The sequence below is a fragment of the Aquicoccus porphyridii genome (assembly GCF_008369105.1).
GTDB classification, from domain to species: Bacteria; Pseudomonadota; Alphaproteobacteria; order Rhodobacterales; family Rhodobacteraceae; genus Aquicoccus; species Aquicoccus porphyridii.
Genome location: NZ_VINQ01000003.1, coordinates 317,374 through 330,852, shown reverse-complemented (window position 1 = coordinate 330,852; position 13,479 = coordinate 317,374). Strand labels below are relative to the sequence as shown.

The following is a 13,479-nucleotide window of genomic DNA, read 5'->3' as shown; positions in this document are numbered from 1 at the left end:
CGGGAACCGACCTGCGGTCCCGGAGCCGCTTCGGTTTACATCGTCAGTCCGCAGGCCTTCCGGATGGCGACCTGGACGGGCGATGGGGCCAGCGTCGGATCGAAATCCACGATCGGCATCAGAGGCGGCTGTGCCATGAAGCGTGGCTCGGTTCCGTGATGCGGCTGGGCCGCATGAACCACGAAAGGATGGCAGAGATAGACCGTACCCGCCGCGCCAGTTGCGAGAGCGATCTCGCAATCTTGCGTCGAGGCATAGCCGTCGGCCGAAAGCTGCCTGAGTGTGGCGCCAGCCTTGCCGTGGGGCAGAAGTTCGCGGGCGATGGTGGCATGCGAACCTTTGCGTATCCGCGTGGGGGCGTCGTCGGGACCGACGTCCGAGAACAGAAAGAGCATCAGCAGTGCCCGTCCGCTGCTCATGACGTTCGCCCGCCACTCCATGAAGTCAGGGTTCTCGGTCCCGAAGCTCATGTCCACATGCCAGCCGTCGTCCCCGGCGCTTTCGTTCGACGGAAAGCGGATCGGGAATGTCCCGAGCCCCCGGGGGGGCAGCCACCGCCCTTCACCGACGAGACTGTCGTAGGCGGCATGCAGCCGCGGCGTATTGGCGGCAGCCACGAAGGGTGGCGATAATTTCGAAGCGACACGAATGACCGGCTCGTTCCAGGTCTCGGGCCGGTCCGGGGCGAGGCCGATATCGGCCCACAACTCGTTGCGGCAGTCCCGGGCGAGGTCGCGGCTGAAGGCGTCTTCTACCTTGACGAAGCCATCGTTGATGAAATTTTCGACCTGATGCGAGGTCAGGCCCATTGCTTGGGGAATGGACATTTCACGTCCTCCTTTTCGGCTCTCGCGACGCGGAGCCATTGCGATTCAAAAGCGCCAGAGCGCCTGCGACGAAGGTCGCTCAGAATCGCGGGAAGAAGGTGGACGTGAACATCATGGCTCGTTAGCTATTGCTGCCACGCGGACAGGTCAAGACCGGCGTTACCCGAAACCTTGGCGAGACCACGGCTCATCGAGCCGTTTCATCACCAAACCAGGCGTCTGCTTCCGTCCGCATTGCGCCCCGCAACGCCGCGCGCTCTATTCCCAGACGAGACGGATGGCGAGCGCCCCGAAGACAAGCGCGGTGATGCGATTCAGTGTTTTCGAGACCCGGCCGAGGGCCGTGCGCAGAAGGCCCGCCGTGGCGCCATAGCCCGCCGTGATGCAAAATCCGGTGCTGGCAAAGACAACGCCAAGGATCAGGATCTGGTGCCAGATCGGACCCGCGGCAGGCGTGGTGAATTGCGGCAGAAAGGCAAGGATGAAAAGCGCCACTTTCGGATTGAGCATATTGGTCAGGAAACCGCGTTTGAAGGCGGTATAGAGACGGTTTTCGCCGGTCCCATGCCGTGACGTGGGCGGGCTGCGCCATGTTTTGACGGCAAGGAACATGAGGTAGGCCGCCCCGAGCCAGCGGATCGCGTCGTAGGTGGCGGGACTTGCGGCGATGAGTGCGGCGAGGCCGAAAGCGGCCAGCGCGGTATGAACAAGCCCGCCGAGCGAAATGCCCGCCGCAGCCGCGATCCCCGCACGTGGGCCGCCCGAAAGACCCGAGGCGGAGGCGAACATCACGTCCGAGCCGGGCGTGAGATTGAGCAGGATGCCCGCGCCCGCAAAAGCGGCAACGGTGGCGAAATCCATGGCCAAAAGAGTCTCTAACATGGCCTATTCCTTTTGCGGCAGACCATCGGCGATGTCGTAATAGTCGCCCTTGTCGCCGGTGAAGATATGTTTTTCAAGCCTGAGCCCGGTGGGATTGGAGATGGCGCCGAGCGCGAAGCTGCACGTGTCCTCGTCCAGCGCCTCCCAGAACAGGAAGCTGCCGCATTCGGGGCAGAAGCCGCGACGGGCGTTCTCGCTGGAGGCGAACCATTTGACCGGGCCGGAGATGCGCAGGGCCGCGCGCGCGACATAGGCCGAGGACCAGATGCCGCCCGATTGGCGGCGGCATTGGCCGCAATGGCACATCGAGGGCCCCCTTGGTGCGGCATCGGTTTCGAAGGTGCAGGCGCCACAGAGGCAGTGTCCCTTGATCATGTTGGTCTCCTCAGTAGATGGGTGGGGCGATGACCCAGATCGCGATGGCGGGGGCATCGTAGGGGTTGATCCATTCGAAGGGTTCGTTGCGGATGCGGAAGCTGTCGCCGGGGTGGATGGTGAACCTGCGCCCCGAAATGACGAGATCGAGCCTGCCCGAAACCAGGTAGCCCAGTTCCTGGGCCTGGCGGGTGACCACCTCGCCTATTCGGGAATGCGGCAAGAAGGTCGAGTGGACGACTTCGAAATCGTCGGTGAGATCGGGTGAGAGCAGCTCTTCGATGAGGCCGGTTTCGCTTGAGCCGATGGGGCGGCGGGCGTGGTTGCGGACGATATAGCCGACCTCGTGCGCGGGGGCCGGGGCCTGACCGAAGAGGAGCGAAACGGTCGTGTCGAGCGCGGCGGCAATGTGGCGCAGATCGGTGATCGAGGGGTGCGACAGGTTGCGTTCGACCTGTGAGAGCCAGCCGATCGAGCGGTCGAGACGTGCCGCGAGCTGTGAAAGTGTCAGCCCGCGGGATTTGCGCACCGCACGGATGTCGGCGCCGAGCGTGGCCGAGGCGGGTGGATCGTGGTGCATGGTCGCTTCCGTGAAATACGTAGCTATAATTTCATACTAGCAGGGGCGGGTGAAAATATAAACGATTTTTTCACGCGGGTGAAAACCGAAGGGTGGCCGTTTGAATGTGTGGCCTGCCCCGGTTCGGGTCAGACCCGTTCTATGGCGATGGCCGTGCCTTCGCCGCCGCCGATGCAGATTGCAGCGATGCCACGTTTCAGGCCGCGCTTTTCCAGCGCGTTGAGAAGCGTGACCATGATGCGGGCACCCGAGGCGCCGATCGGATGGCCCAGCGCGCAGGCGCCGCCATTGACGTTGACGATATCGCGCGGCAGGCCAAGTTCGCGCATGAAGGCCATGGGCACCACGGCGAAAGCCTCGTTCACTTCCCACAGGTCGACATCGGTCTTGTTCCAGCCGATACGCTCGAGCAGCTTTTGCGCCGCGGGGATCGGCGCGGTGGGAAATTGAGACGGGGCCTGTGCGTGGCTGGCATGACCGAGGATGCGGGCGCGGATCTTCATGCCCTGCGCATCGGCATGGTCGCGGTCGGCCAGCACGAGCGCGGCGGCACCGTCGGAGATGGACGAGGAATTGGCCGCGGTGACGGTGCCATCCTTGCGGAAGGCGGGTTTGAGCATCGGGATCTTCTCGGGCCGTGCCTTGCCGGGTTGCTCATCACAGGTGATGATTTCCTCCCCCGTGCGAGCGTGAATGGTGACGGGGGTGATTTCATCGTCGAAGGCACCCGTGCGTTCGGCTTCGAGCGCGTTGTCGAGCGAGCCGATGGCGTATTGGTCCTGTGCCTCGCGCGTGAACTGGAACGCCTCGGCGCAGTCTTCGGCGAAGGTGCCCATCAGGCGGCCCTTGTCATAGGCGTCTTCGAGCCCGTCGAGGAACATGTGGTCCTTGACCTCCTGATGGCCGATGCGGGCGCCGCCGCGCATCTTGGGCAGGAGATAGGGGGCGTTCGACATCGATTCCATGCCGCCGACAATCATCGTGGCATTATGGCCGAGCGTGATCTGGTCAAAGCCCATCATGGCGGCACGCATGCCCGAGCCGCACATCTTGTTGAGGGTGGTGGCGGGCACGTCTTCACCGAGACCGGCATTGAACCCGGCCTGACGTGCGGGCGCCTGCCCCTGACCGGCGGGCAGGACACAGCCCATTAGAACCTCGTCGACGGACCCGGCGCCCGCGTCTTTCAACGCGGTGCGAATCGCGGCGCCACCAAGATTGGCGGCAGGCACCCCGTCAAAGACGCCTTGAAACCCGCCCATGGGTGTGCGGGCTGCGCCCGCGATAACGACTTCTTTCATGGTCTGCCTCCGATATGTTCGCCCCATGCATACCGAATGGTAAGGATTGAGGTCTAGCCTGTTCGCAAGAATTCGTAGTTCTACGCATCGGAGAAGCCATGAACCTTGAGAGCAGCGGAACGAGTGATCTTCAGATCGTGGCGGTCAAGGAAGCGCGGATCGACGCGGCGGTGGCCATCCGTTTCAAGGATCGCATGCGGGAACTGACGGCGAGCGGGGCGCCGCATGTTGTCCTCGATCTGGGTGAGGTCGATTTCATGGATTCCAGTGGCCTGGGCGCGATCGTGGCCGCGATGAAGCAGTTGGGCGCGACCCGGCGGCTCGATCTGGCGGCGTTGCGCCCCAATGTCGAAAAGGTCTTTCGCCTGACCCGGATGGACAGCGTGTTCACCATTCATGACGATATTGCACAGGCGCATGCGATCTATGCCGACGGCTGAGGCCGGCCCGGCGAAATGGTCATGAGGCCGAAGGATGTCCCGATGCCTGACCACTTTCGCCTTGTCTTTACCGGGACCGCGCTTGCCGTGCGGGCCGCCCTGAAAGAGCTGATCGCGACGCTGGCCGCCGAAGGGCGCGACGATTACCTGCGAAGCACGACCGAGATCGTGCTTGGCGAGATTCTCAACAATATCGTGGAACATGCCTATGGGCCGGATCGCCAGGGCGAGGTCGAATTATGCTGCGAGAGCGGACAGGATGCGCTTTGGTTCACGATCCGCGATCATGGCGCGCCGATGCCGGGGCTATGCCTGCCGCCGGGACGGCTGGCGCCGGTCGACGGGGCGCGGCAAGACCTGCCCGAAGGGGGGTTCGGATGGTTCCTTGTGCATCGTCTTGCCAACGATCTGGAGTATTGCCGCGATGCCGGGTGCAACCGTTTGCGCTTTGCTATTCCATACCGGCGCAACCCTGAGATGAACGCGCGTGGCCCCGTCGCAGAATAGCCCGAATCAATTCGCTGAATCGCCGCATACGCCCCGCATTGCCGCCCGATTGTAACGCGATAAGGTAAGGGTAGCTGCATATAGCTTCCCTCGACGTCGGGCGTTAACAGCCCCCACCCAGTGTCCGGCGTCGAGGTTTACCCATCCCACATTCCGGATCATGTTGAACGCAACGGCCCGATTGGCATTCGTGCAATCGGACCTTAGTGTTGCCGGGATGACAGGATGGGGAGAGACGAGATGCGCGATTTTCATTTTCCGGGACGGTCGGCTGTTCTGGCTGCGAACGGGGTTTGCGCCACATCGCATCCGCTGGCCGCGAAGGCGGCGGTGGATGTCCTTGAGCGAGGCGGCAACGCGATGGACGCGGCGATCGCGGGCGCGGTTCTTCTGGGAATTTGCGAACCGCAGATGACGGGTATCGGCGGGGATTGCTTCGTTCTGTTCAAGCCCGCGGGGAAAGAAGAGATTCGGGCGTTCAACGGGTCAGGACGGGCGCCCGCGGCGGCCAGCGCCGCGGCACTGCGCGACAAGGGGCACAAGACGGTGCCGACCTATGCGTCCGAGGCGGTGACGATCCCGACGGCGATTGACGCGTTCTGCCGGTTGAGCGCGGATTGGGGCAAGATCGGGCTCGATGCGGTTCTGGCCCCGGCGATCCACTATGCCGAGACCGGCGTTCCGATTGCGCCGCGCGTGGCCTTTGATCTGCCGAGTGCGGCGAAGGCTTTGCAAGCGCATGGGAAAACGCATTTCCTGATCAACGGGGAGGTTCCTAAGGTCGGGCAGATGTTTGCCGCGCCCGGGCAGGCCGAAGTGCTGCGCCGCATCGCGCGGGATGGGCGCGACGCGTTCTATACCGGCGAGGTGGCCGAGGACATGGTTGCCGCGCTGCGGGAATTGGGCGGCGTGCACACGCTTGAGGATTTCGCAGGCGCGGAGAGTTTCTATACCGAGCCGGTGGGCGGTGACTACAGGGGCACCGATCTTGTCGAGCATCCGCCCAACGGGCAGGGGGCGACCGCGATCCTGATGCTCAACATCCTGGCGCAGTTCGATCTGGCCAGCATGGAGCCGTTCGGGGCCGCGCGGGCGCATATCGAGGCCGAGGCGGCGAAGCTGGCCTATGATGCGCGCAACCGGTTCATTGCCGACCCGGACCAGACGGCGCGGCTTGACCATATGTTGAGCATGGAAACGGCAAAGAAACTTGCCGCGCTGATCGACCCCAAGAAGGCGATGGCGGCGGCAGCCCCGGTAAGCGAGGCGGTGCACAAGGATACCGTCTATATCACCGTGGTCGACAAGGACCGGATGGCCGTTTCGTTCATCTATTCGATTTTCCATGGCTTCGGCTCGGGGATCGCGAGCGAGAAATTCGGCATCCTGATGCAGAACAGGGGTGCGGGCTTTACTCTTGACGAGGGGCATCCGAACGAGATGGCGGGCGGCAAGCGGCCGATGCACACGATCATCCCGGGGATGCTGCGCCGGAACGGAAAGGTGATCATGCCGTTCGGTGTGATGGGCGGGGCCTATCAGCCCAACGGGCATGCGCGTGTCGTGACCAACATGGTCGATTACGGGATGGAATTGCAGGATGCGCTGGACGCGCCGCGCAGTTTTACCGATCAGGGCAAGCTCAATGTCGAGAAGGGCTATTCCGAGGCGGTGCGGGCCGAGTTGGCCGAACTGGGGCATGATGTTATCGTGCCCGAGGGACCGTTGGGCGGGGCGCAGGCGATCCTGATCCGTGAGGACGGGATATTGGAAGGCGCGTCGGACCCGCGCAAAGACGGCATTGCATTGGGGTATTGAGAGATGGCTATCACACCCGTGAAGGAGATGGTCGCACAGGCCAAGAAAACGATCACCTCGCTCAGCACCGAGGAGGCCGCGCGGATGGCCGAGGCGGGCGAGGCGCTTTTGGTGGATATTCGCGACCCGCGCGAATTGAGCCGTGACGGACGTATTCCGGGCGCGTTTCATGCGCCGCGCGGGATGCTGGAATTCTGGGTCGACCCGGAGAGCCCCTATCACAAGGAGGGGCTGGCTACTGACAAGACGCTGGTTCTGTTCTGCGCCAGTGCGTGGCGGTCGGCGCTGTCGGTCAAGACGCTGAAGGAGATGGGGGTCGAGAACATCGCCGAGATGGAGGGCGGTTTCGCGGCCTGGAAGAAAGAGGAGCGCCCGATCGACCTTTAGGTCGGGCGTCAACCTGCTGCGGTTTTCAGTTCAGTTGGAAATGCAGCGGGTAATGCCCGTCTTCGAACGGGCCGAACAGGTCGGGGATGTCCGGGTGATCGACCGGCTCGCCGGAATAATCGGCGACGAGGTTCTGTTCGCTGACGTAAGCCACGTAATAGCTTTGATCGTTTTCGGCGAGCAGGTGGTAGAAGGGTTGTTCCTTCGACGGGCGGCTGTCTTCGGGAATGGATTCATACCATTCCTCGCTGTTGTTGAACTCCGGATCGACATCGAAAACCACCCCGCGAAACGGGTGTTTCTTGTGACGGACAACCTGTCCGAGGTGATATTTCGCTCGCGTTCTTAACATCATGGTGCAGCCCCTAACGCCCGATCATAATGCCTTCAAGGGGGGGTTGTCCATTTCCACGCCGCGAATTCATGGGAAACAGTTTGTGAACCTTGTTTTGACAGTGATCTGTGACCTTTCGCTGTATGCGAAACCGGGGTAACGCGGAGTTGCGCATGAAATACGTTTATCCCGGGCGAAAAATCCGCTAAAATAATCGCAAAAGACGATAAAAAACATAGCGAGAGGCAGATGAGCAGACTTCTTCGCGCCCTGGTGATTCTGGTCGTGCTGGGCAGCTGTGCCCAGCGGGACGGTTCGGCGCCGACATCTCTGGACAATGCGTGCAGCATTCTGGAGCAAAGGCCGCATTTCGTGCGGGCCTTTCGCGCGACCGAGCGCAAATGGGGCGTTCCCGCGCATGTCCAGATGGCGACGCTTTACCAGGAGAGCAAGTTCATTGGCGATGCGCGCACACCGTTTCGCTATGCGCTGGGCGTGATCCCGATGGGTCGACAATCGAGCGCCTATGGCTATGCGCAGGCGCTGGATGGGACGTGGGATGAATACAGGCGCGAGACCAGAAGCCCGGGCGCGCGGCGTGACAGGATCAACGATGCCGCCGATTTCATGGGCTGGTACATGACCAAGACACGCGAGCGCAACGGCGTGGCCGTGTCGGATGCGCGCAACCAGTACATGGCCTATCACGAGGGTCATACCGGTTTTGCCCGGGGCAGCTATAACAACAAGGCGTGGCTGCTTCGGATCGCGGGCGAAGTGGATTCGCGGGCCAACATGTATCGTTCGCAACTGGCCACATGCCGGAAATGGCGGTGATCGGATCTTCCTGGGAAGCCTCAGATGCACCGCTTTTCGTGGAGCGCGCTCAATGCCTTATTGGATGTCGCACTGGAACGGAGCCCAGCCTTGCCGCCCCGGCCTTGAACCGGGGCCAATGACAAGGGTGAGAGGCCCCTCCTCAAGGCCGGGGCGGGTGTTTTCAAGAGAACGCGATGCGGGCTAGCGGTCTGTTCGCCGGGTGTTCTGTTCGATGTCGAACAGACGGAAGGGCAGGTTGCCGCCGACTTTCAATTCGCCGAGAACAACGGTCGTGGATGAGCCGGAATCGTCATTGACGATCCACTGGCGCAGTTCGACCGGGTTGCCGGTGAACCTGAGCTGAATATTGCCATATTCGGGATGTTCGGGGTCCTGGGCGGTCACCGTGGTGGCCGTGCCGTCATGGGAATGGCCCACCACCATGTTGGCGCGCCCAAGATCGACGTTTTCCGCAAGGATGATCTTGAGTGGTGTCCGGTGCAATGGATAGGTTTCCGGCCCCTGATTGGTCTTCGGGTCGAAAATCGCGACGGCACCGGCGGAGGCGAGCACGAGGGTCTGTTCGGGCGGGTCGTATTCGAAACGGATCTTGCCCGGGCGCGCGATATAGATCGTGCCGGTCGAAATCGTGCCGTCATCGTTGATCTGGGTGAACGCGCCCTGCGCGGTTTGCAGCCCGTTTAGATATTGCGAGATCGCGGCCAGCGACAGTTTCTCGGCCCAGGCCGGACTCGCGAAGGCGATGATCGTGGCAGAGGCGAGGACGAGATGTTTCAGGGTCATGTACGAAAACCTTTGATGCAGCACCGATGTCTTACCGGTCTAGATAGGCACAGACTGCCGCAAACCCAACTGTTAAGCGATAACATGCCGGTGCTCGGGGAGGGAGGTCGCGCTAATCCGTGTCGCGTTTGATGGGGAACAGTCGCCCCGACTCAAGGCCGGGGCGGGTCGGCTGCGCGGCGTCCCATCGCCGGAGGTGGGCAGGTCGCCGGCCTTACTGTTCGGGCACGAGGATTTCCCGCTTGCCGACATGGTTTGCCGATGAGACGACGCCCTCTTCCTCCATCTGCTCGACCAGACGGGCGGCCTTGTTATAGCCGATGGCCAGCTTGCGTTGAATATACGAGGTCGAGCATTTGCGATCCTTGATCACGATGGCCACCGCCTGATCATAGAGCGCGTCTTCGCCATCGGTGTTGCCGCCGAGACCCAGCACGGCATCGATTCCATCGGCTTTTTCGTCATCGGGGCCTTCGACCACACCGCTGAGATATTCGGGCGGACCGAAGCCCTTGAGATGATTGACGATCTCCTCGACTTCCTCGTCGGACACAAAGGGGCCGTGGCAGCGGGTGATCTTGGCCCCGCCAGCCATGTAAAGCATGTCACCCATGCCCAAGAGCTGTTCGGCGCCCATTTCGCCAAGAATGGTGCGGCTGTCGATCTTGGACGTCACCTGAAAGCTGATGCGCGTCGGGAAGTTGGCCTTGATCGTGCCGGTGATCACGTCGACCGAGGGGCGTTGCGTGGCCATGATGATGTGAATTCCGCTCGCGCGCGCCATCTGGGCGAGCCTCTGGATGCAGGCTTCGATCTCTTTGCCCGCGACCATCATCAGGTCGGCCATCTCGTCGACGATCACGACGATATAGGGCATCTTCTCGGGGGCGAATTCCTCGGTCTCGAAGACGGGTTCGCCGGTCTCGTCGTCGAACCCGGTCTGCACCGTGCGCGAGAACATCTCGCCCTTGGTGAGCGCATCGGCGACGCGGCTGTTGTAGCCGTCGATGTTGCGCACGCCCATCTTGGACATCTTGCGATAGCGTTCCTCCATCTCGCCCACGACCCATTTCAGGGCCACGACCGCCTTTTTCGGATCGGTCACGACGGGCGAGAGCAGATGCGGGATGCCGTCGTAAACGGAAAGCTCAAGCATCTTGGGGTCGATCATGATCATGCGGCATTCTTCGGGCGAAAGCTTGTAGAGCAGCGACAGGATCATGGTGTTGATCGCCACGGATTTGCCGGACCCGGTGGTGCCCGCGATCAGCAGGTGAGGCATCTTGGCGAGATTTGCGACGATCGGATCGCCGCCGATATCCTTGCCCAGTGCTAGCGGCAGCTTGTGGTTGCCATCGCCATAATCGCGCGAGGAGAGGATTTCGCGGAAATTGACCATTTCGCGGCTGTCGTTGGGCAGTTCGATCCCGATCACGCTGCGGCCCGGCACGGTTGAGACCCGGGCCGAGAGGGCCGACATCGAACGCGCGATGTCGTCGGCAAGGCCGATCACGCGGCTGGCCTTGAGGCCGGGGGCGGGTTCGAGTTCATACATGGTGACGACAGGGCCGGGGCGGACCGAAACGATTTCGCCCTTCACGCCGTAGTCGTCGAGCACGGTTTCCAGCATCCGCGCATTTTCTTCGAGCGCCTCGTCGGAGAGGTGGAGGCGTTGGACCTTTTCGGGGCTCGTGAGCAGCGACAGCGGGGGAAGCTCATAGGCATGTTGTGGGTCGTCGAATTGCAGGGCGGGCTGGGCTTCGGCCCGGGCCCGTGTCGACGGCTGGATCGGTTTGCGCGCCGGTTGCTGGACCACCTTGCGGGGCTCGGCGTGCAGGCTGGGCGTGGCCATGGGCCCGGAATGAAGCGCGCGTGGGGTCGCCTCGGCCACGAGATCATGATCGACCTCGGGCGCATGGTCATAACCGGTCGGTTCGGGCTGGGCCGTGACCGGTGGTTCGGGCATATGGTGCGCTGCGGACAATGGCGGTTCGGGTGGCAAGTCCATGGCCGGGCCCGAGGAGAGGACGAGCGGGTCGGGGCCGCGACCACGCCCCTTGGTCAGCGGGGCATGGATGTCGGACTGGAACGTGGGGTCCTGCCGGGCCCGCGTCTTGATCACATCGGCAATGCGGGCGCGGATACGGTCGTCGCCCGGGGCCTCGGGGGCGGTATTGAAATGCGGCTCGGATTCGATGAGTTCGGGTTCGGGCAACGTGGTGATGTCGGGGTCGGGCCGACGAATGAGGTTTGTCGCCCGCGACAGGATGCCGGGTTTCTCGAAGCCTTGCGTGGTTTCAAAGGACGGCGAGGTGCGACCCATGGTCGGCTCGTCCGCCCGGTATGTAGAGGCGGGGGCAGTTTGCGCCTCTTGCATGGCGGCCCATTCGGCAGCTTCGGCCGCCTCTTGCGCGCGTCGCGCGCGGCGAGCGGCATTTCTGGCCTGGAGTTTCTGGGCTGTGGTGACGGCGCCGCGCGTGGTTTTGCCCATCAGTGCCATCAGCCCGGCATAGAGCATGATCACGCCGATCAGCAGGAACCGCAGGAAATGGCGCAGTTCGGAACGGGTAAAGCCCAACACGAAGGCCGCGCCCGCGACCATGGCAATGCCCAGAATGATCGACAAAAGTTTCAACCCGAACGTGGCGGATATGGGCAGAAGGGTCAGCAAGCTTCCTGCGGCGGTCTTGCCGAAGAGGCCGCCAAGCCCGAAGGAATGGGTCCATTCCGGGCCGGGCACGAGCGTCGCGGCATAGATCGACAAGATCGCGATCCAGATCGGGGCAAAGATCAGGCGACCCAAGGCCCGATCGCTGCCGCGGTGAAGGGCCAGGCGCAGCCCCCAGACGACAAGCACGGCGGCAAGGCCCCAACTTCCCAGACCCACGATCATGAACATCGGGGCCGCGATCGAGGCACCGAACCGGCCCATCCAGTTTTGGATCGGTGCGTCCGTGGCCGACATCCACCACGGGTCGGAGGGCGCGTAGGACCAGAACATCGCCCCCGCGGACAACCCGATGAGAATGAGCAGGATGCCAAGCAATTCCTTGCCGCGTTTCTCGATCGCTTCGGCCATGTTGCTGTCCAGCAGCGGATCGCGTCCTCGTGCCTGATATGCCATTTATTCCTCGTCCTCAGCTGTAGATGCAGTCACGCAACCGGATCAGCGCGTGCTCCATTTCATGTTTTGGGGCCACCATTGCGGCCCGGATATAGCCCTTGCCCGGGTTGCTGCCGTCTACATCCCGCGCGAGGTATGCGCCGGGCAAGACCCGAACGCCGGTTTCCTTCCACGCCTTGAGCGCGGCCGTCTCGCCGTCTTCGACCGGCAGCCAGAGAAAGAACCCGGCCTCGGGGCCCTTATATCCCTGAATTCCCGCCATGAGCGCATCGGCGACATCATATTTTTCCTGGTAAAGGCGGCGGTTCTCGATCACATGCTCTTCGTCGGCCCAGACCCGCTCGGATGCGATCTGGAGCGGCAGGGGAACGGGTGCGCCGGCATAGGCGCGCAATTGCTTGAGCCGGGCAATGGATTGCGGCCCGCCCGCGACGAAACCAGAACGCAGCCCCGGGAGGTTCGAGCGCTTGGAAAGCGAGTGGAACACCACCACGCGCTCCGGATCGGCGCCCATTTCGGTGGCCACTTCCATTGCGCCGGGGGGCGGGGTGTCGCGGTAGATCTCGGAATAGCATTCGTCGGCGAAGATCTGGAAATCGAACTGCTCGGCCAACCCGATCAACTCGCGCAGATAGGCGCGGTCGGCGACGGCACCCTGCGGGTTCGATGGCGAGCAGATATAGACGGCGGCCACCCGGTTGAGCATGTCGGTGGGCAGACCGGAATAATCGGGCAGGTAGCCGGTGGCGCGGGTGGCGGGCACCATCACGGGCCGGGCATCGACGGAAATCGCGCCGATCATGTAGACTTGGTAGAACGGGTTGGGCAGCAGGATCAGCGGTTGATCGCCCCGAACCTTTTCCGGCACCAGCGCCATGCAGGCGTTGTAAAGCCCTTCGCGGGTGCCGTTCAGGACCATGATCTGGGTGTCGGGGTCGGGTTTCACGCCGAACCGGCGCTTCAACCAGTCCGAGATCGCGCCGCGCAAACCCGGGGTGCCGTCATTCGGGGGGTAGTTGTTGAAGCCTGCGGCGTTGTCGGCAATGACGCCCGGCACCCAGTCGGGAAAGGGGTGTTTCGGCTCGCCAATGGTCATATGTGCCACATCGCCCCCCGGCTGGTGATGATCCAGCAGGGCGCGCAGGCGCGGGAATGCATATTCCGGCAGGTTCGAGAACCGATCGGGAAACATGGGTTTACTGCTTTTTCTGCCTCAGGGCCGGGGTCATGAACGCCCCGTTTGGGATCATGTTACCCAAGCGGCGCGGCCACGTCCAGAAA

General features: G+C 62.8%; 14 protein-coding genes. 5 read left to right on the top strand and 9 right to left on the bottom strand.

All coding sequences use genetic code 11. From position 1 onward, the window contains the following. Positions 1–35: 35 nt before the first annotated feature. From FLO80_RS06865 to FLO80_RS06845, 5 genes are all read right to left on the bottom strand, one after another. Entirely contained in the window at positions 36–827 is a 792-nt protein-coding gene (locus FLO80_RS06865) for a phytanoyl-CoA dioxygenase family protein (protein WP_111363031.1), read from the bottom strand. 258 nt (positions 828–1,085) lie between these two features. After that, on the bottom strand, positions 1,086–1,709 hold the full coding sequence (locus FLO80_RS06860) for a LysE family translocator (RefSeq protein WP_111363028.1): 624 nt from the start codon (positions 1,707–1,709) through the stop codon (positions 1,086–1,088). 3 nt (positions 1,710–1,712) lie between these two features. After that, positions 1,713–2,084 carry a GFA family protein gene (locus FLO80_RS06855; protein ID WP_111363026.1) on the bottom strand — a complete coding sequence of 124 codons (372 nt, stop codon included), beginning with the start codon at positions 2,082–2,084 and terminating at the stop codon, positions 1,713–1,715. Positions 2,085–2,094: 10 nt separating this feature from the next. After that, entirely contained in the window at positions 2,095–2,664 is a 570-nt protein-coding gene (locus tag FLO80_RS06850; protein WP_111363024.1) for a helix-turn-helix domain-containing protein, read from the bottom strand. A gap of 128 nt (positions 2,665–2,792) precedes the next feature. Next, entirely contained in the window at positions 2,793–3,965 is a 1,173-nt protein-coding gene (locus tag FLO80_RS06845) for a thiolase family protein (RefSeq protein WP_111363021.1), read from the bottom strand. A 98-nt stretch (positions 3,966–4,063) separates the two neighbouring features. On the opposite strand from FLO80_RS06845, the gene FLO80_RS06840 reads away from it, so the two are divergent. From FLO80_RS06840 to FLO80_RS06825, 4 genes are all read left to right on the top strand, one after another. After that, positions 4,064–4,405 (top strand): STAS domain-containing protein, encoded by a 342-nt coding sequence (locus FLO80_RS06840; protein WP_111363019.1) that lies wholly within the window; start codon positions 4,064–4,066, stop codon positions 4,403–4,405. 42 nt (positions 4,406–4,447) lie between these two features. Further along, positions 4,448–4,912, top strand: a complete 465-nt coding sequence (locus FLO80_RS06835) for an ATP-binding protein (protein WP_188078229.1) — start codon at positions 4,448–4,450, stop codon at positions 4,910–4,912. Positions 4,913–5,152: 240 nt separating this feature from the next. Next, on the top strand, positions 5,153–6,730 hold the full coding sequence (gene ggt, locus FLO80_RS06830) for a gamma-glutamyltransferase (RefSeq protein ID WP_111363013.1): 1,578 nt from the start codon (positions 5,153–5,155) through the stop codon (positions 6,728–6,730). Between the two features lie 3 nt (positions 6,731–6,733). Further along, a complete protein-coding gene (locus FLO80_RS06825) occupies positions 6,734–7,117 on the top strand; it encodes a rhodanese-like domain-containing protein (RefSeq protein ID WP_111363011.1) in 384 nt (127 codons plus the stop codon). 25 nt (positions 7,118–7,142) lie between these two features. On the opposite strand, the gene hspQ is transcribed toward FLO80_RS06825, so the two are convergent. Beyond that, positions 7,143–7,469, bottom strand: coding sequence for a heat shock protein HspQ (gene hspQ / locus FLO80_RS06820; RefSeq protein WP_111363247.1), 327 nt, complete (start codon positions 7,467–7,469; stop codon positions 7,143–7,145). Positions 7,470–7,700: 231 nt separating this feature from the next. Here hspQ and FLO80_RS06815 point away from each other — a divergent pair, with 231 nt between their 5' ends. Beyond that, positions 7,701–8,288 (top strand): transglycosylase SLT domain-containing protein, encoded by a 588-nt coding sequence (locus FLO80_RS06815; RefSeq protein WP_111363009.1) that lies wholly within the window; start codon positions 7,701–7,703, stop codon positions 8,286–8,288. A 183-nt stretch (positions 8,289–8,471) separates the two neighbouring features. Here FLO80_RS06815 and FLO80_RS06810 read toward each other — a convergent pair whose 3' ends face one another. The 3 genes from FLO80_RS06810 to FLO80_RS06800 form a co-directional block, all read right to left on the bottom strand. Next, positions 8,472–9,074 (bottom strand): LolA family protein, encoded by a 603-nt coding sequence (locus tag FLO80_RS06810; RefSeq protein WP_111363006.1) that lies wholly within the window; start codon positions 9,072–9,074, stop codon positions 8,472–8,474. A gap of 214 nt (positions 9,075–9,288) precedes the next feature. Beyond that, the gene (locus FLO80_RS06805) at positions 9,289–12,198 is read right to left on the bottom strand and encodes a DNA translocase FtsK (RefSeq protein ID WP_111363004.1); all 2,910 of its coding nucleotides are present in this window, start codon (positions 12,196–12,198) and stop codon (positions 9,289–9,291) included. 13 nt (positions 12,199–12,211) lie between these two features. Further along, positions 12,212–13,390, bottom strand: coding sequence for an aminotransferase class I/II-fold pyridoxal phosphate-dependent enzyme (locus tag FLO80_RS06800; RefSeq protein WP_111363001.1), 1,179 nt, complete (start codon positions 13,388–13,390; stop codon positions 12,212–12,214). Positions 13,391–13,479 lie beyond the last annotated feature (89 nt).